Raw genomic sequence first — 18,848 nt, forward strand, 5'->3', positions numbered from 1 at the left:
ACTTTCTCAGTCGGCGACGGAGAATACAAAGAACCTATGACACGGATTTTCGAACGATCGAAAAGTCCGTACCAAATCCAGCTTACGTGATTTGAGAAACGCGCTTATCACCTTTTTAGTTTCATACCCACGCTTGTTAAGCTCCCAATAATGCTCGCCGTCAAATTTGTGGATACTTCTTGAAAGGCGAGGTCGTGGCAGAAGGATGGCTCGCTCTCCGAATTTTGGAAGATGAATGATGAACCGCCAGGTGCGTTCTGCATCCGGCAGGCTTATTACTACGTAATTTCTGGCTACTCTTGCGAGTTCGTCTAGAGCCTTCAAGGCGCCATCGAATGGCAAATGTTCTAATACTTGGAAAGCGCAGGTAACGTCGTAGCTTGAATCGTTCAGTGGTAACCTGAGTACGTCACCCAAATGGTCGGGCTCGAGCTCGGGATCCTGATCAACAGTTTCAACGTGAAAGCCAATATGGTTTGCGACCGTCTTAAATAGCCCTGGACCTGGGCCGACTTCCAGTATATTTTCGCCTCCTAGTGTCGAGACTAATGTTAGCTGTTGCCAGATGCTGTTCCAACGAGGAAGGCTCATATATCTTCCGAACTCGTAGTGTCCGGCTTCAACCTGCTTTGTCATTTTGATTCCTTCGGCGAACTTTTGCGCTTTTACGTATTACCCACACGATCAGCAGAGCGTAGGCAACTGCCCCAGTGATGGAGAATATTCCGACGGTCCATCTCGCACTTCCAAACACCCCGTATCCCGCAATAACCGCTCCAAGTTTAGCGATTGTCCCAATGACCTCATATAACAATAAGCCTCCTTGAATGCCCAGGATCGGAATGGCCGAAACTGCAGGACGGTTGGCGAGTCCGAGCCAGAGCCAAAGGCTTAAAAATGCCGAGTAGACCCCAGCTTCCTGCCATTCCGGCCCCATCACGGTGGCGAAAAGCCAAGGCCCAAGCATTGCAGTTACAGCGAGAAATGGGCTCCCGGCAACGAGCAGGCAAACTGTCGATTTGATTAACAGCTTTGTTGTGTCACCTCCTGCAAGGCTGATCTCGTTGAGACGGGGATACAAGACTGCTTGCACGGCGTTTCCGATCAGCGAAACCGGCGCGGTGGCCAGTGCCGTTGCTAAAGCATAATAGCCTGCGGCTTCGGGTCCGAAGCATGCCGTTAGTCCAATGATTGGTATGGATTGCGATATGGCAACGAGGAAGTTTTGCGGTGCCCGAAGAAATGCAAAATCCCAGTGAGAACGTGCGATGGTCCACAATTGGTCGGGCGCCTCGTAAGCAATCTTTCTCGACCGATGGACGCGCAAACGTAGTGCTAGCAGTGGTGCGATGAGGTATCCAACTGCGTTTCCGATCAGCAGCGAAAGGGTGTTCGGCCAAAAACCGCCTAGTACCAACTTTGTTACGTTCCCAATGAGGGACGCCCCAACCGTCGCGCATGCTGAGAGATTGAAGGAACCGCTTCGCGTCATTAAGTAACCTGCGGACATGTTGATGGTCGTCAGGACAGCGATGACTGGAACTAGAAGAGCGTACTGGCTAATGGATTCCAAGCCAAGCTGCTTGAGCGCCCACATGTCATTAATTACAAGGAGTGCGGTTAAGAACGGCGCAAAAATGAGGCTGCCCATGAGAGCGAGTTGGGAGAGCGCATGCGCTTCTTCATCGGTGCGCGCTATTACGATCGCAATGGGAAAGGCCATCGATGTCAGGGTGACCATCGGTCCCGCGACAGACAACACAGTGGCCTGTTGTCCAAAACTAAGCGGCCCAAATTGCCGAGCTATCAATGGCGCCGCAATTAATGTAATAATCTGGCCAAGGCCAGCCCCTAATACTAGTTTACCAATATTCCAAATCAAGGGATTGCGCGTCATTATATTTAGCATTATTTTGTCTGTTATTGATCTAACGGAGTTGTTCACGTAACAAGCAATGCATACTTATTTGCCAATATTGAACTCATCCAGGCGTCTCACGTTGCGAGAGCTTTTTGGTTTATGGTTCAACCACTTGGTTTAAGGGAAACTCTGCCAACGAACTCGTCTACGATGGCTTTAAGTTATCCAAAGCTACCGCACGGAGGGTGCCTCGGCATCCTCCCCATCTTCGACAATCGCCTAGACCGCTTACTCACGATGGTCCCTCTAGGATAACCTGCCGGATTCGGAAAGGACTTTCCTGCATGGCGCGGAACGGCCTGACGCGCTTCACTGCGCTGTCTAATGAGGCGAAGCTGGACGCCTCGAAAAACTCTGGCGTCTGAAGGTCGGATTTGATTCACTTCGCCGACGAGGCGTCGGAGGCGGTGATGGCAGGGCAGCCGGGTTTCTTTGATCTTTCGGACCGGTACGAGGCGCTGAGCGCGGCGGGCGATCCGCTGGAGCGCTTGGGTTCGGTGGTTGATTTTGAGGTGTTCCGCGGTCCATTGATTGCCGCCTTGCGCCGGAGCGTCCGAGGTAAGGGCGGGCGCCCCCCCTTCGATCCGGTCCTGATGTTCAAGATTCTTGTGCTGCAGGCGCTTTATTCGCTGTCGGACGAAGCGACGGAATTTCAGATCAAGGATCGGCTGTCGTTCCAGCGGTTTCTCGGTCTTGGGCTAGATGGCACCGTGCCGGATGCGACGACGGTGTGGTTGTTCCGGGAGCGTCTGGTCCAGGCCAAGGCGATCGACCGATTGTTTGCCCGCTTCGATGCCGCACTGACCGACCGGGGCTATCTCGCCATGGGCGGCCAGATCATCGATGCTACCGTTGTGCCTGCCCCCAAGCAGCGGAACACCGACGAGGAGAAGGCAGCGATCAAGGACGGCCGGATCCCGGAGGCATGGAAGGCAAAGCCAGCCCGGCTCCGCCAGAAGGATCGCGATGCCCGTGGGAGCGTGAAATACACCAAAGCCAAGGTGAAGGAGGGTGCCGATCCCAAGGCCTTCAAGCCGGTCGATCTCGCGATCCCGATGTTCGGCTACAAGAACCACATCGGCATCGACCACGCCCATGGGCTGATCCGCACCTGGGATGCCAGCGCCGCCAATGCCCATGACGGTGCACGACTGCCGGACTTGGTCAGCAAGGCCAATACCGGTTCGGGCGTCTGGGCAGACACGGCCTACCGGTCGAAGAAGAACGAGGCTTTCCTGGCGGCAGGCATGTTCAAGAGCCACGTCCACCAGAAGCGCAAACCGAGGCAGCCGCTGCCCGAGCGGATCGCCAGGGCCAATACCAGACGATCCAAGGTCCGCGCCCATGTCGAGCACGTGTTCGCGGGACAGAAACACCGGATGGGGCTCGTCGTGCGCACCATCGGTATCGCCCGCGCCACCATCAAGATCGGCATGGCCAACCTCGTCTATAACTTCCAGCGCCTCGTTTGGCTCGAAGGGCGAGGTACGCCCGCATAGCGCGAAAACATGGCGCTGAACGGCGCTCCGGACCAGAAAACCAAGGAAACCCGGCCGAAAAGGCCAACCCTCACGTCTCAAAAGCCGCCATCAGACCCCTCGCGGCGCCGTCAAGCCAAAAACAGCCGGTTCTTCGAGGTGTCCAGCTGTGATAGGGGGGCAATCGCTTCCTTGTGGCTTGTGATCGTTGCGAGGTTTAAAGCGGAGCGGCTTGTCGGTTGAAACTGTTAGCCAGCTTTTGTGGACCCTAAGGCCCTCCAGTGTCGATTGATTGGCGCTCGGCGCCGCAGCTTGCGCAATAATTGCGGCCGATCACTGTTTGACCCGCTTACGATGTCCCGGAAGCCAGTGCTTGAACCGCCCCGGCTTTCCCGGAGCATTTTCAATTGAGTCATGCAACCATATCGAGGGTCTCTTTGGCTGCATGGTAATTTGCTTCTGCCTCGGCGGGCGGAATGTAGCCGATGGGGCTGAAAAGGCGTTGGTTTTTGCGCCAGTCGACCCAGCGCAGGGTTGCCATTTTGACTGCCGATGCGCTTGGCCACGACCGCTGTCGCCAAATGACCTCTGTTTTGTAGAGGCCATTGATAGTCTCGGCCAAGGCATTGTCGTAGCCGTCGCCAAAGATGCCACCGATGGCGCGAGGTTGGCCTCGGCCAGGCGCAGCGTATAGTTCATTCCAAGGTAGTGAACGCCCCTGTCGCTGTGGTGGACCAGGCCATGTTGCGGTCCTGGCCTGCGGGCATGGATGGATTGATCCAAGGGGTCGAGGACGAAGCCGTCGGGGGCCGACGTACTGACCTTCCCGCCCACGATCCGGCGGGCATAGGCGTCGATCACGAAGGCCACGAAGACGAACCCGGCCAGGTGTGCACGTAGGTGAATTCGACCACCCACAGTGCGTTGGGCCATTCGACGCGGAACTCGCGGTTGACCTTGTCCAACGGGCACGCAGCTTTCGGGTTGCTGACCGTGGTGACCGTCCTATTGCCACGCCGAACGCCCGCCGGCGCCATGGCGGCCATCAGGCGCTCCACGGAGCACCGGGCAACAGCCACACCATCGCGCAGTAACTAATGCCAGACCTTGCGCGCTCCGTAGAGCCTCGAACTGGTCTCGTGGACGCGCTTGATCTGCGTCTTGATCCCGTCATCACGGCCTGCACGCGTGGGGCGCCTGCCGTAATCGGCCAAGCGACGTGCATGTTTATGGTAGGAGGACGGGGCGATTGCCAGTTCCCGGCAAACCGTCTCGATACCCAGATCCTCGCGATAGGCGTCGATGAACGACATCATCATTTCTCGCGGCGGTCGAGCTCCGCCATCACAAAATACGCTGAGGCCTTGCGTAAAATCTCGTTCGCCCGGCGCAATTCCTTGACCTCGCGCTTCAGCAATTTGAGCCGGGCCTGATCATCGGCGGCCCGCGCCGCTGGTGCCGTTCGTCTGCTCGCCTCCTCCCGGCACCAGCGGCGCAGCGTCTCGGCCGTACAGCCAATCTTGCTGGCGATCGAGGTCATCGCCTCCCACTCCGACCCGTAATCGGCGCGATGCTCGCCAACCATGCGCAAAGCACGTTCGTGGACTTTAGGACAGAACTTGTTCCGGTCTTGCTCATAACGAAAGCTCCTTCTCACAAATTGGAGCCTCCGGGAAAGCCGGGGCGGTTCAGATGCTGGCGCCGTACTCGCTGTGGGATAGATGACGAGTTCCAAAACAAGGATTGCTTGTCGTCCAAGCGGCTTGTTAGGCTTTGGTGGTTAGAACGGTGACAGATGCGGCAACTGTTTGGCTATCTCACGGGAAACTTGTGCAGAGCAGATCGACCAACATTCGCTCCTTCGCTTCGATGCGGCTCTAACGGATTGTGGCTATTTCTCGACGGGTGGTCAGATTGTCTATGCCACTGTCCTGCCTACCCCTACGTAGCTAAATACCGAGTTCTAACGCGAGGCGATCAAGGCTGACAAGCACGTGAAGGATCTGCGGCCCGATGAACCGAACGGGATCGGGTAAAAGCACGTTGGACGCTCAAGACCGGCTGCAAGCTAAAATGGCGCGAGGACGGCACGTCATTGCCCGTCATAACGCTGCCAGTCTTCGGCTACAAATCGCCATCAGCATCGACCGGAGCAATGGCTTATCGGAGAGTTGGCGTTGACGTCCGCATCGACTGATGACGGGCGCCTCCGTCGCCGCGTCGTAGGAATTGCTCACGAGGTTGGCAGAAAATGGATGCGCGGTAAATCGGAGTTCGATTCACCCTTGGGATGGCCCCCCCCGCTTCATGTGCTGAGCGAAGCAGCCATTGCGGCACGGATGTGACCGCCTAGGTACAGCAGTGCCGGCAGCGCTACGATCATGTCGACCTGCCCCCGATCCGTCCATCGTCACCCAGGTGGAGTTGTGGGGCGGGCTGCCGTTGCTGTGGCCGACACTACAAGGCACAGGCGCCTGTGGGCATACCTCCCCGGTTCGCCCTTCGGCCCCGGCACAAGTGCGCTCATGGCTTTCTGCATCATAGCGATCACGTGGACTTCGAGCGTCTTTCCCCGATTGCTGGCGAGCCGTTTGGTCTGACAATCTTCGAAAGTGCCATCGCCAGCATGTTCCGCCGCCTGCGCACCAGCATGGGTGGCCCCGACCGCGATCCGCGCCAAATTGCTCAAGGCGCATATCATTGCTTCAGATGAGACAACGACCAGGACCAACGGCTTTATGCAGTGGCAGTGGGTGTTCCTGTCCAGCGACGCTGTCCTGCACAAGATTGCCTCGCGCCGGGTCCGCTGCGTTGCCGAAGACGTATTGAGGCGGCATCGGACCGATGTCTCGGCCTCCGACCGCTATTCGGGTCAGGAGGAGTTGAGACGCGAGCACCAAGTTTGCCTTGCCCATGTGCTGAGCGATGTTCAGTACGCCATCGACAGCGCCAACACTGTCTTTGCCCCGCATATCCGTGACCATTTGCGCTGCGCGACCAAGGTCGGGCCACGACGAGACCAGCTCAAGGACAGCACCTTGGCCGCCTATGCTGCCAAAGCTGACATCATGCTCGATCGTCTGGTTACCAGACCTGTCGCTCATCCCGCCGGGCGTGCTCTGCTCAAGCAGATAAAGGCATGGCGAGGAAAGTTCTTCGTCATCCTCACAAACTGTGACGTGCCGGTCACGAGTAACATCTCAGAGCGCGAAATCCGCCCCTCAGTCGTCTTCCGCAAGGTCTCCAATGGTTTGGGATCAGACTGGGGCGCTCAGATCCATACCGGATACCACTCCGTCACCGGCACCGCACGCCTTTCTGGCCAGTCCGCACTCAGCGCAATCTGCGACCTCGTCGACGGACGCTTCGCCGTCGCTTGATCGGCCTCAGTGCCAACTACCTCAGCAGTTACGCGTCGTGAGCACCGACAACGCTGGCTCCGATGTCCCGGCAGAAAGCGGCTATGGCTAAAAGGACAACGAGAAGTGGCTGCCGGGTCGGATGCTCACATCCCGAATTTACCGGCGGAAACCCAGGGGCAAGCACGAGCCTAGGGCTGTCACCAGAACCGACGCTGTCAATTGGCGTCAATCGCGACCTCCTATCGGCGCGGAAAAGGCCCTCCGTGCAGTTCTGGGGGCTGTGAAAATGGTGATGGCAGGTTTCGCGCTGCTGGCGGCGCAAGGAAGGCGTAGCCCGACCGGAGGCGGCAGCAGCGCGAAGGAGTTTTCTCTGGACTTCCTCAACTGCGGTGCGTGAAGCACCGGCTGTCGTTGCCTGTCTCAACGATATCAATAGTAGGTGATGCGGTCGCGCGGGGCGGTGGTGATCTTGGGTTTGCCGATGATGCCAAATCTTCGGTCCGGTAAGCAATGCCAAACGCTCTAAGCCAGCCTCAGCACAGATCACCCACTGGATGCCAGATCCGAGTTGACTTCGTGACACCTGCCAAGCAAGCCCTTGAGCATGACCGCAATTCCTCTTCTCACTGCCAGCCCCCGGATGACCGTTTCGCAACCTTGGTTCGTGGTCCAGGTAAAGCCCAACGCTGACGCCATCGCCAGGCGCAATCTTCTACGGCAGGGCATACAAATCTTCGCACCTTTTGAAGAGGCGACCACCCGCAAGGTGCGGAGCTTTATTCGAACAAAGAAAGCTTTGTTCCCGGGTTATTTGTTTGTCAGTTTTGACCAAGAAGTCATCCGATGGCGGACCGTTAACAGCACATTTGGCGTGAGTCGAATTGTGAGCTTTTCCAAAGATCAACCGGCGCAAGTCCCGCTCGATTTGATCTCTGACCTCATGCTCCGTTGTGATCACACCGGAAGGTTGCTCCCCTCACAATTATTGCAGATCGGAGATAACGTCTCCATAACAAATGGCCCTCTCTCGGAATTTATTGGAAGTATAGAGCAAATAGAATCGGATAGAAGAATCTGGATTCTCTTGGACATAATTGGAAAAAACACACGTGTAGCATTAAGAGCAGCCGATTTGCGTCTCGAGGACTAGGCTTATGAGTCGTTCTTCATAGCCGGTCGCTGATGGCGACTGACGTGATGTCGTGGACGACCTCCGCACGAGCGTAGCTGTGTAATCATGTGGTCGTTGTAGGTCCATGTGTGGACGACCTCCGCTGCGCAAGAGCTTTTCGGCATTAATGACCTCGGTCGGGTGCATCCATGTGTTCGGCCTGTTCGCGCAGCACCGCATGGCTGCTGGCCCTGATGAAGTCCGCAGGCTGGCTCCCTAATCACGTCATCGCGCTCGAAGCGCTGTGACCCCCTGGGTTTCACCAGCCCCCGGTCTGACCGGTTCGTCATCACTACTAAGCTGCTCCAACGCATCCCATCACGCGATTATCGAGTGACGGAGATCTCCTTATGCGGCGGCGGCGTAGACCTCCTTCCGCGTCATCACGGCCCAGGCAATTCTGGCTGTTTTGTTGGCGAGCGCCACTGTCGCGATCTTCGTGGGCTTGCGCTCGAGTAGGCCCGCCATCCAGGGTTGGCGAGCAGGATTCTTGCGCGTCATTCGCATGACGGCGGTCGAACCGACCACCAGAAGCCGGCGAAGATAGCCATCGCCCTGCTTGGTTATTCCGCCGAGCCGCTCTTTGCCACCCGAGCTGTTCGCGCGAGGTGTGAGTCCAAGCCAGGCGGCAAACTGACGGCCTGATCGGAACAGCGATGGATCGGGCACCGCCGCTGCAATAGCCGAAGCTGTAATCGGGCCGATTCCAGGGATTGTACCCAGCCTGCGGCTCGTCTCGTCGTTACGATGCCAATCGAGGATTTGCGCCTCAAGCCGATCGATCTCGCTCGTTAGTGCCCTCAGCTGAGCGGCAATGCCATGAAGGGCCGAACGGGCGTGTGCAGGAAACCTGTCCTGCTCTTCGTGCAGCGCCTTCAAGGAAGCCACTACGCCGCCGGCGCCCAGACTTGTCACGATCCCGTACTCAGCTAAGTGGCCGCGAAGCGCGTTGATCAGCATGGTGCGCTGCCGGACCATCAGGTCGCGACTTTTGTGAAGCATGAGCACCGCTTGCTGCTCGACCGACTTCACTGCGACAAAACGCATCGTCGGCCGGGTGACCGCTTCGCAGATCGCTACGGCATCTGCTGCATCGGTCTTCCCACGCTTTACATACCGCTTAACATAGGCCGGCGGCATGAGGCGCACCTCATGGCCAATCGCTATCAACTCGCGCGCACAGTGATGCGCCGACGCGCAGGCTTCCATACCGACCAGGCAAGGCGGCAACTCAGTGAAGAATCGAATGACTTCGGTCCTGCGCAGCTTGCGCCGGATCAGCACTGCGCCATCGGCGGCGATGGCATGAACCTGAAACACATTCTTCGCCAGATCCAATCCGACGGTGGCAACCTCCTGCTCCATGGAACGACTCCTAGACGTGGACCTACAACGACCACATGATTACACAGCTACGCTCGTGCGGAGGTCGTCCACGACATCACGTCACGACCGCTCGACGCTGGCCGGGTGGGCGGGCAAGCCGCACATCTGCTCGACCCGATCGCCTCCTGGATCCGCGAGGAAGGCCTGAAGGCCGGCAAGATCCACAGCGACGATACGCCGGTGCCGGTGCTGGCGCCCGGCAAGGGCAAGACCGCGCAAGGTCGGTTGTGGACCTACGTCGTCGACGACGGGGCCAGCGGATCAACCGCTCCGGCGCTGGTGTGGTACAAGTTCACGCCCGACCGTAGCGGTATCCAGCCGCAGACTGAGCTGAAGAACTTCACCGGCCTCCTTCAGGCCGACGGCTACGCCGGGTACGAGAGGCTTTATGCCGGCAACGGGATCCAGAAGGTCGTCTGCTGAGCGCAATTCCGGCGCAAGATATTCGAGAACCACCAGACCAGCCCGACGCCATTGACCACCGATCTGCTCGAACGGATCGCAGCGCTCTACCGGCTTGAGGACAAAGTTCGCGGACTGCCGCCCGACATGCGGAAGCAACGGCGACAGGAGAAAACCAGACCACTGGTCGATGAGTTGCGCGCGGCCATCGGCGATACCTTGCGCCGGCAGTCGCCCAAATCAGCGATGGCGAAGGCGCTGACCTATGGTCGCAAGCGCTGGATCGCGCTCACGCGCTTCCTCGATGATGGTCTGGCCGAGATCGACAACAACATCGCCGAACGCGCGATGCGCAGCGTCGCAATCGGTCGGAAGAACTGGCTCTTCGCAGGGTCGAAAGCCGGAGGCGAGCGCGCCGCCGCCATCTATTCGGTTTTCGAAACGGCAAAACGTAAGCGGTGTTCTCAGGCCACTGCGGTCCAGGGCATGAGTTCGCCGACGCCGTTTGCCGGATGACCGTTGGCCAGCCTGGCCAGTGTATCGGTCATCCAGATGTGCGGGTTGATGCCGGAGAGCTTGCAGTTTTCGATGAGCGTGGCGATCACCGCCCAGTTGTCGCCGCCTTCGTCGGAACCGGCGAACAGGGCATTCTTGCGGTTCAGCGCGAGGGGCCGGATAGAGCGTTCGACGGTGTTACTGTCGAGGTCGATGCGGCCATCGTCGAGGAAGCGTGACAGCCCATCCCAGCGGGTGAGTGCGTAGCGGATCGCTTCGCCAAACTTGCTTTTGGCGCTGACCTGGCGATTGCGGGCTTCGAGATACTGGCGAAGATCCTCGACGATGATGCGGCTGCGGTCGTGGCGAACAGCCCGGCGTTGCTCCGCGGAAAATCCTCGCACCTCATCCTCGATGGCATAGAGCAAGGCGACGCGACGCAGCACTTCGGTAGAGACCGGCGATGTATCGGTCAGTTCGTAGAACTTGCGGCGCACGTGCGCCCAGCAGAAAGCGAGGCCGATCTGGTTACGCCGCCGGGCGAGCGCGGCATAGCCGCCATAGCCATCGACCTGCAGGATGCCGGCAAAATCGCCGAGATGCGCTTCGGCTCGCTCGCCCTTGCGGTCGGCGGCGTAGACATAGGCGACCATCGGCGGATCACCGCCGCCCCAAGGGCGATCGTCGCGGGCATAGACCCATAGCTGGCCGGTCTTGGTCCGCCCGCGGCCCGGATCGAGCACCGGCGCGGTGGTCTCGTCCGCAAACAGCCGTTCTGATCGTCGCAATCGCTCGAGGATGTGGTCGCGCAAGGGACGCAGGTACCATGCTGCCCGCCCGACCTAGTCTGCCAGGGTGGATCGATCAAGCTGGATGCCTTGCCGGGCGTAGATCTGCGCCTGTCGGTACAGGGGTAGATGATCGGCGTACTTGGCGACCAGCACCTGCGCGATCAGCGCTTCGGTGGGAATGCCGCCCTCGACGATCCGTGCCGGTGCCGGGGCCTGCACAATGGTGCTCTCGCACGAGCGGCAACCGTAGCGCGGTCGGCGGGTGACGAGGACGCGGAAGGTGGTGGGCACGACGTCGAGGCGTTCGGCCACGTCTTCGCCGATCTGGTGGAGCGCCCCGCCACAGCAGGGGCAGGCCTTGTCTTCCACATCGACAACCTGTTCGATCCGCTCGAGATGCACCGGCAGCGAACCGCGATTAGTCTTGCGCGGTCGCTCGGCCGGGGCACCGCTCGCCTTGGCGCAGGCATGCTCCGCCTCGGCCAGCGCCGTCTCGACTTCCTCCAGGGCGAGCTCGAACTGATCGGGGTCGAGCTGCTCCGAACGACGTCCGAAACGGTGGCGTTGCAAGGCGTCGATGATCGCCTTCAGGCGTTCGACTTCAGTCTGGAAAACCTTGAGTACATCGAGCTCGCGGGCCTGTTCGAGGACCAGCGCATGCAGCGCTTCGACATCGTTGGGAAGGTCCGCTTCCATGAGCATGAAAGGCAGTGAATCAGTAGGCGAAGGCCTCGTCAACCGGCAATCTGCGGGGCCATGGGGCGGCGTCCACCATGCACCCGCCGCCAGTCCATCACGCGCGCGCCAGCGCCAGGTCCGATCATCGTGTTGCCCTGAGGGCTTCGATCACTGCGGAAATCACGCCAGCATCGGCATCGCGGCCTATCTTCACCGCCACCCCGTCGATCTCCAGTTCGACGGCTGCAGCTGCGGTGCGACGTCGACGACGGGGACGCCGCGTGGGAGCAGGATCTGGCACCGCGCTGGGTTCGATTACGGCGGGCACGAACGCGACCGCTTCCGGCTCTACCAAAGGCAGGACCACACCTTCGGCCTCAAGCCGCTTCCGCAAATCCCGCCGCCAGGCGTAAACCTGCGAAGGATCGAGCCCATGCCGGCGAGCAACGGCACTGACACTCTCCCGGCCCGAATAGCACTCCGCGACAATCGAGGCCTTCACTTCGGGCTGCGGATTCCGACGATGGCGCGCATGTATTCCGATCTGATGCCGCGCAGCGTTCCGATTTGATCGCGCGCAGGTGACCACCTGATCGTTGGGTAATGATGTCACTGTGTTCTCGGCTTGGTCAAGCCGGAGTTGTGGCGGACAGGCGGCGCATGGATTCGCCACTCATTTCGAGACGATGGGCGTTGTGAACGAGGCGGTCCAGAATGGCGTCGGCGTAAGTGGGGTCATTGATCAGCTCGTGCCAACGCGCCACTGGAAGCTGACTGGTCACCATGGTCGAGCGGCAACCGTAGCGGTCTTCAAGAATCTCGAGGAGGTGGTGCCTTGCATTGCCATCGAGTGGCTCGAGACCCCAATCGTCGAGGATCAAGAGGTCAACCCGGGCGAGGCTTTTCATGCGTGCAGCGATCCGGCCATCGCCCTTGGCGAGGGACAGTTCGTCGATCAGCCGCGGCAGTCGGGTGTAGAGGACGGAGCGATTATCCCGGCAGGCCTTGTGGCCGACTGCACAGGCGAGCCAACTCTTTCCGACGCCCGTCGGGCCAATGATGGCCAGGTTCTCATGGTTGCCGATCCAGTCGCCCTTGAGCAGCATTTCGAACATACGGCGGTCCAATCCACGTGGACTGCGATAATCAACGTCCTCGGGCACCGCGTGGTGTCGCAATTTCGCGTGCCGCAGGCGCAGGGCAAGGCGGCGGTCGTTTCGCCAAGTGGCTTCGTGGTCGAGTAGCATTGCCAGCCATTCGGCATGACTGAGGCCGGCGGCATCGCCGTTGCTCTCCATTTCTGAGAAGGCATGGGCCATGCCAGTGAGGCCCAGCTGGTTCAGCTGGTCCAGTGTCGGATGTTTCAGCATTCATGGGTCCTGTCAGTGATAGTATCCGGAGCCCCGGATGTTGGTGTGAAGGATCGGCGTGCGCTCCGGGGTTTCGCGCACGGGAACCTGGTCGAGCCCTTTCTCAAGGATCGATTTGACGCTGGGATAATTGCGAGCCTGGATTTCCAGTGCACGCAGTGCCGCTGCCTCCAGGCGGACAGCGCCAAAGCGCTTGGCCAAGCCGATTATTCCGAGGCAGGACCGATATCCTTGCTCGGGATGTGGCCGGTCCTCGATGATTTTCTCGACCAGCAAGGACAGCATAGGACCCACACGCGCTGCTTCTTCGCGGATCTTGGCCGGCGTCCATTCGAGGTAGCGCCGATGGCTGGACGGCATGTGCTCAGGGATGGTTGTGTGTCGGCCATTGCCAGACCCACGCATGTGAACGGCAATACGCTCACCGCCGAGGAATATCTCGACAGTACGGGCCGTGCAGCGGACCTCGACTTCACGGCGGGCGAAGCGGTAGGGCACCGAGTAATGATGGCGGTCGACGGCAATGTGGTAATCGAGCCCGACCCGGCACCGCTTCCATTCTGCATGGACCCAAGGCTCGGCCGGCAGCGGCTTCAGGTTCGGCGCGTCTACTTCCTCGAACAATTGGCGCCGCGTCTTTCCGAACTGACGCATCACTCGCGTATCGTTGAGGTCAGCCAAGCAGCCGGCGATCGCCGTATTCAATTCGGCAAGGCTGTAGAAAATCCGGTTGCGCAATTTGCCCAGCACCCAGCGCTCGACAATGCCAACGCAAGCCTCGACCTTCGCCTTGTCCCGCGGCCGCCTTGGGCGCGCCGGAAGCACTGCGGTCCCGTAATGACGAGCCATGTCGTTGTAGCTACGGTTAAGCATTGGATCGAAGTGACAAGCCTTGATCACCGCGACCTTGGCATTGTCGGGAACCAGCAACTGCGGCACCCCGCCGAAGAAGGCGAAGGCCGCATTGTGCGCCTCGATCCAGTCAGCGAACTGCTCGGTCCAGGTGGCACACGCGAACGACAGGCTCGATCCGCCCATCACCGCCACGAACAGATGGGCGTCACGAACTTCGCCTGTACGCCGGTCGACAACGACGGGGACCTTGTCTCCGGCATAGTCGACGAACAATTTCTCGCCGCCTGCATGGCTTTGCCGCATCACAAGCGGCAACCGCCCCTGCCAACCCCGGAACAGGTCACACCAGCGACTGTAACGATACCCATCCGGGTTTGCGGCGTAATACTCCTCCCACAGAACCTGGAGTGTCACGTGCTTGCGCTTGAGTTCGCGCGCCACCACCGACCAATCTGGCTCTGGCTGCTTACGACGGCCGGGCCTCACCCCGGATATGCCGTAAAGGCGCGCTTCCAGTTCCGCGTCGGTCATCTCGGCCGGCACCGGCCACGTCAGCCCGGACCACCCGAAACGCCGCAGCGTGTCGCGCACCGTCGTCGGCCCGATCCCGACCCGTTCGCCAACTACCCGCGTCGACAACCCGGCATCCAGGCTCAGCTGCAAAATCTCGCGCACATGGCGCATCGCTAACCTCCTCGTCGGCATCCATTTCCTCCAGTCGACTGACGACCGGAGAAATGGCCCAACGATCAGGCTGCCCACACCTCAAACTGCGCGCGATCATCTCGGAATCCTGCGCGGACAATTCTCGGAACGCTGCGCGCGATCACCTCGGAATGCCGCGCGCGATCAAATCGGAACAGTGCGCGCGATGACCTCGGAATCCGCACTTCGGGCGGCCAATCCCGCCGCTTGCCCGCGCCCGTAAACACCTCGAACCGCTGCGCGCCCTTGCTCGCAGGATCATCACCCGAGATTATCATAGTAGCAGCGCACCCCGCCCAATCAGGGCGCGGAAACTCGGCGCTACGCTTCAACCGCGCAAGGTGGGCACAGAACAGCGCTTACGGCAAAACTCAACGGCATCGAGCCGCAGGTCTACATCGCCGATGTCATCGCGAAAATCGCGGGTGGTTAGCCAGCCTTGCGCTGGGATAAACTCATGCCGTGGAATTGGGCTGTCCTCGAACAGCCGCTGATCGAAAAGGCAGCCTAACCAGCGGCCTTTAGGCCACGCTTACCGGTGACACTCGTCGCCTTCGTCGCAGCCGCTTCGGCCGCTAGATCGTCTTCGGCAGCGTGAGCTTCGAGGTCTTCGAGCAGACCATCGCGTCAGCGACAGCTTGGCTGTAAATCGCCCCGGACCAGCTCTCTCGCGCGCGGAGCAGCCGGGTCATGATTTTACACAGGATAGTATTGAAACACGCTCTCTAAAGCTTAGCGACGCCAAGAAGTTTTACCTACAAAATTCAAACTTCTCCAGTAGGCGGTCAACAGCAGAAAGCAAAAATCTGATCACTCAACGCGCGAGCGGTTTTACACCCATTTCACCAGCTGCCATCAACAACGCTGGCATCTGTGCATCCGGAGCCGAGGCCTCTATCACCCAATCCTGAATCCGGCAGTCCGGGGAAAAAGCCGGGTTAAGGATTAGTGTACGGGTCTCATTCGGCTGGATCGATGCCAACATCTCGACAGAAGCCCGCGAATTGGCCGGCAAGCACCTCAACTGTATGGAAACCGACACTGGTTCAGATCCAGACCGCACCGGGACTTCAACACGATATTGTCCTTCAGCGAATGAAGTCGTCCGTCTAAACAACCTTGCTCGCCGCCCAGGTTCGATTGAGGCTGCCCATTGACCTTCCGGTTCCAGCTTGACCAGTGCCACTTCGTTGTCCGCGACATCCCAGGTTAACGGAACGTAGTCCGGGTTTGAGTTTGCTTTCGTTGGGGAGAATGCATCGAGCTGACTTGGCTGCAACTTCCCGTTCTTAAGCACGAACTCTCGCGCAGACTGAATGTTGCCGGAGGAGACCAAGGTTCGAATCACTACGGGCACAAACTCTCGGGGCGCTCTCCCTTCATCCGCACCAAGCTCCCAAAACAGTCGCGCTGCGTTAACATGTCCCCCGGGCGCGGCGGCCGCCATCCTTCCGAAGTTCCACAGCCAGGTTCGTCCCGCTAAAGGCCTCAAAGCTATCCGAAATTTTGGGTCCGCAAGTGCGGGAATCAATGGCGGGAGCAATCTGCCCTCCAAGGACGGATCCACGAGAAGCGCGCGATCGAAATGCACAAGCATGTCGGTAAGATTTCCCGATTGCGCGGCGAGCGTAGCAAGCTCAAGCTGCACCTTGGGAACCCGACGAGAAACCGTTTCAGCAAGCCTAAGAGCGGCGACTGATACGCCGCTTTCGGTTGCATTGCCTGCCGGGCCGACGGCCACAGGGATAGCGGCGGCCGTCAACGGCTCTGCCTGGAGCCATTTCCTTGCCCGTATTTCGATGTCTGCTTTTCCGCCGAGAGCCGTTGCGACAGGAAGGTCCTCTAATTCTAAAAACGCCGCGCGCCTGAGCAAAGCCGGTGCCGAACTGCCAACTTGGCTTGCGACATCAACTGTCGCCAACCATCCCAAGGCTGCCGCCACAGTGCTAATGCCGACCGAGCAAAGAACAGAGTTCATCAGTTCCTGCTCCTTACTCCTTGCATCCGCCCAATCACGACTGCTCCTTGGTGATCCCATAGCCGTAACCATAGCCGTAACCATAGCCGTAGCCGTAGCCGTACGAATGTTTCGAGAAATCGACCTTGGTCACAACTAGGCCGAAGACGTGCACTCCAACTGCACGGAGCCTTTGCAGGCTCGCTCGAATTGCACGGCGCGAGGTGCGCTCTGCTTGCGCAATGTAGACAACACCCTCGGTTGCCCGGCCCATGAGCGGCGAATCAGCAAGACCGAGGATTGGCGGTGCGTCAACAATCACATGGTCAAAGCGGTCAAGGAAAGTTGTGATTAGCTGACCAAACTTGTCCGAACTCAGCAACTCTGCCGGGCTAGGAGGGATCGGACCTGTTGGAAGCACCCACAATCCCCGGTGATCCGTTTGCTGGATCTGATCAGCGAGGTCTTCTCCAGCAAGCAAGTTGCTTAGCCCTGACTTGTTCTCGATCCCCACGTAGCGATGCACGGATGGGGAACGCAAGTCGCCGTCAATCAGGAGCACGGACTTGCCGGTGCGCCCGATCACCTCCGCCAACGCAAGAGCAGAGGTCGACTTGCCCTCGCCTGGCTGCGTGCTGGTAAGGACGAAGGACTTAGGGAGTCCGTGATTGGTCGCAAAAGCCAAGGTAGAGCGGACGCTGAAGTACGCTTCGGACATGCCCGTCTTCGGGTCCTGAATTTCCGAAAGCGGCGATTCCTCTGTCATTGGGACGTTACCGAGCAGTGGAATCTTGAGAAAATTCCTGACGTCCTCCGGATTCCGAATGCCTTCGTCAATCTGCTCGAGCGCAAACACGACTGCTGCGGCGAGTATCAAGCCGGCCAGTGCAGCAACCGCGAGATTGAGCAACATTTTTGGCGATGACGGGCCGCTTGGCACTTTCGCCGAATCGACAATAGCTATGTTGTTGACCCCTACCGAGCCAGCTACGCCAATTTCCTTGTAGCGCTGCAACAACGCATCGTAGAGTTGCCGGTTTGTATCGACTTCCCGCTGGTAGATGTTCTGCTGGATCGAGGCCTCTCGCTGGCGCGTCAGTTCCGCTTTGAGGGCGTTCACCTTGGCCTCAAGATCGCGTTCTCGCTTCAACGCTTCCGCATAGGACTGCCCCCGGCTCCCTGCCGCCCGCGCCGTCTCTCTCTGGATTGCTGCATCGAGCGCATCCATCTCCTGCTTGATGGCGCGCGCCGCTGCATATCTAGCGTCGAATTGGACGAGGATCTTTGCATAACGCGCCGCCGCTTCCGCCCGTTGCGTGCGCAGTGCCGTAATTGTCGGGTTCGTAAGCACTTCAGGACTGTTGTCAACGGAACCTACGGTCGCTCGGCTCTCAGCAGCAATCCGCTCTGTCCTAGCCTCTATGTACGCCTGGTTAAGCGCCTCCAGATCGGCAGACGCCAGAGTTCGCTGGGTATAGGTACGGCCGTCCGCATCTCGCATGGCGTCCAGAGTGACAATGCCTTTGCCCGAAGTGTAGGTGACGAGATCGCGCTCGCTTTGCTCGACCTTCTGACGCAGTTGTCCAAGTCGTTCTTCAAGGAACTTGCGTGCGTCTGCAGTCGAGGCGAATTGCCGGTCCATCGACGATCCGATGAACTCTTGCGCCCAGGCATTGGCAATTCTGGCCGACAATTGCGGCGATCGTGACGTATAAGAGACGTCTACCAGGCGGGATGCTCGAATTGGTGACACCTCTATGTTAGACAGCAAGATCGAAATCGCCCGGCGTTGCTCGGCATCTGATCTCTGTCTTGCACTATTCGGCCCACTGACCTGCAGCGGCTCAAGTCCATGCGCTGCCAGGAACGCAGGGTCACCGGCTAAGCGCAACTTGCGCACAACACGCTCGGCCAGGGACTCAGCCTTGAGCAACGCATATTGCGTCGCGTAGAATTCGATATCCCTCGCCTCAGTATCGGACTCAATACCGCGGACATTTGTAATCTTCTTCTGTTCGCGGCTAATCTCGATCTGGGTTTTTGCGGTGTACCGTGCCGGCGTCATCAACGTGATAACCATTCCGGCTACAAGCGCTGCAGCTATGATGGCAGCGATAATCCATCGCCACCGCAGGACCGCCTGCCAATATTGCATAAGCAGCGGGGACAGCCAAGCTTCATCATACTCTGCCCCCTGCATCAAGTCCGCCGACCGGCTGGGATCATTGCCACGATCGCTGGCAATGGGAATTTGGCTATTCATCATGTCAATGGGTT

10 protein-coding genes, 5 pseudogenes and 1 other annotated feature are annotated in these 18,848 nt (G+C 59.2%); of the genes and pseudogenes, 5 read left to right on the forward strand and 10 right to left on the reverse strand.

Annotated features, from left to right (window positions below):
- Nucleotides 1-6: 6 nt before the first annotated feature.
- Nucleotides 7-636: a methyltransferase domain-containing protein gene (locus tag IM701_RS18425; protein WP_082013552.1), complete on the reverse strand. Its 630-nt coding sequence runs from the start codon at nt 634-636 to the stop codon at nt 7-9.
- Nucleotides 620-1,897: a lipopolysaccharide biosynthesis protein gene (locus IM701_RS18430; RefSeq protein WP_169745770.1), complete on the reverse strand. Its 1,278-nt coding sequence runs from the start codon at nt 1,895-1,897 to the stop codon at nt 620-622. The genes IM701_RS18425 and IM701_RS18430 overlap by 17 nt, the downstream gene beginning before the upstream one ends.
- 434 nt (nt 1,898-2,331) lie before the next feature.
- On the opposite strand from IM701_RS18430, the gene IM701_RS18435 reads away from it, so the two are divergent.
- Nucleotides 2,332-3,420, forward strand: coding sequence for an IS5 family transposase (locus IM701_RS18435; RefSeq protein ID WP_039338550.1), 1,089 nt, complete (start codon nt 2,332-2,334; stop codon nt 3,418-3,420).
- Between the two features lie 391 nt (nt 3,421-3,811).
- Here the strand turns inward: IM701_RS18435 and IM701_RS18440 are convergent.
- Nucleotides 3,812-4,984, reverse strand: a pseudogene (locus IM701_RS18440) (IS3 family transposase).
- Nucleotides 4,643-4,757 (reverse strand) — a sequence feature (AL1L pseudoknot). (Overlaps the previous pseudogene by 115 nt.)
- 726 nt (nt 4,985-5,710) lie before the next feature.
- Here IM701_RS18440 and IM701_RS18445 point away from each other — a divergent pair.
- Nucleotides 5,711-6,779 (forward strand): annotated as a pseudogene (locus tag IM701_RS18445) (IS66 family transposase); the annotation flags it as partial.
- 586 nt (nt 6,780-7,365) lie between these two features.
- Entirely contained in the window at nt 7,366-7,911 is a 546-nt protein-coding gene (locus IM701_RS18450; RefSeq protein ID WP_211257972.1) for a transcription termination/antitermination protein NusG, read from the forward strand.
- Between the two features lie 369 nt (nt 7,912-8,280).
- Here IM701_RS18450 and IM701_RS18455 read toward each other — a convergent pair whose 3' ends face one another.
- Nucleotides 8,281-9,297: an IS110 family transposase gene (locus IM701_RS18455; RefSeq protein ID WP_193828984.1), complete on the reverse strand. Its 1,017-nt coding sequence runs from the start codon at nt 9,295-9,297 to the stop codon at nt 8,281-8,283.
- 85 nt (nt 9,298-9,382) lie between these two features.
- Here IM701_RS18455 and IM701_RS18460 point away from each other — a divergent pair.
- Nucleotides 9,383-10,170: pseudogene (locus tag IM701_RS18460) on the forward strand (IS66 family transposase); the annotation flags it as partial.
- A gap of 14 nt (nt 10,171-10,184) precedes the next feature.
- Here IM701_RS18460 and IM701_RS18465 read toward each other — a convergent pair.
- From IM701_RS18465 to istA, 4 genes and pseudogenes are all read right to left on the reverse strand, one after another.
- Nucleotides 10,185-11,717 (reverse strand): annotated as a pseudogene (locus IM701_RS18465) (IS66 family transposase).
- Nucleotides 11,718-11,826: 109 nt separating this feature from the next.
- Nucleotides 11,827-12,186, reverse strand: a complete 360-nt coding sequence (locus tag IM701_RS18470; protein ID WP_230487952.1) for a transposase — start codon at nt 12,184-12,186, stop codon at nt 11,827-11,829.
- A gap of 127 nt (nt 12,187-12,313) precedes the next feature.
- On the reverse strand, nt 12,314-13,054 hold the full coding sequence (istB, locus tag IM701_RS18475; RefSeq protein WP_039338375.1) for an IS21-like element helper ATPase IstB: 741 nt from the start codon (nt 13,052-13,054) through the stop codon (nt 12,314-12,316).
- Nucleotides 13,055-13,066: 12 nt separating this feature from the next.
- Nucleotides 13,067-14,593 carry an IS21 family transposase gene (istA, locus tag IM701_RS18480; RefSeq protein ID WP_082013536.1) on the reverse strand — a complete coding sequence of 509 codons (1,527 nt, stop codon included), beginning with the start codon at nt 14,591-14,593 and terminating at the stop codon, nt 13,067-13,069.
- A 385-nt stretch (nt 14,594-14,978) separates the two neighbouring features.
- Between istA and IM701_RS22300 the strand changes: the two are divergent.
- Nucleotides 14,979-15,047 (forward strand): annotated as a pseudogene (locus tag IM701_RS22300) (transposase domain-containing protein); the annotation flags it as partial.
- A gap of 381 nt (nt 15,048-15,428) precedes the next feature.
- Here IM701_RS22300 and IM701_RS18485 read toward each other — a convergent pair.
- Together IM701_RS18485 and IM701_RS18490 are read right to left on the reverse strand one after the other, a co-directional pair.
- Nucleotides 15,429-16,592, reverse strand: coding sequence for a hypothetical protein (locus tag IM701_RS18485; RefSeq protein WP_039338308.1), 1,164 nt, complete (start codon nt 16,590-16,592; stop codon nt 15,429-15,431).
- Nucleotides 16,593-16,626: 34 nt separating this feature from the next.
- Complete coding sequence (locus tag IM701_RS18490; RefSeq protein ID WP_039338305.1) at nt 16,627-18,837, reverse strand: GumC family protein; 2,211 nt, start codon at nt 18,835-18,837, stop codon at nt 16,627-16,629.
- Between the last annotated feature and the right edge of the window lie 11 nt (nt 18,838-18,848).

Origin of the sequence: Novosphingobium sp. ES2-1 (assembly GCF_015169775.1) — a bacterium.
GTDB lineage: Bacteria > Pseudomonadota > Alphaproteobacteria > Sphingomonadales > Sphingomonadaceae > Novosphingobium > Novosphingobium subterraneum.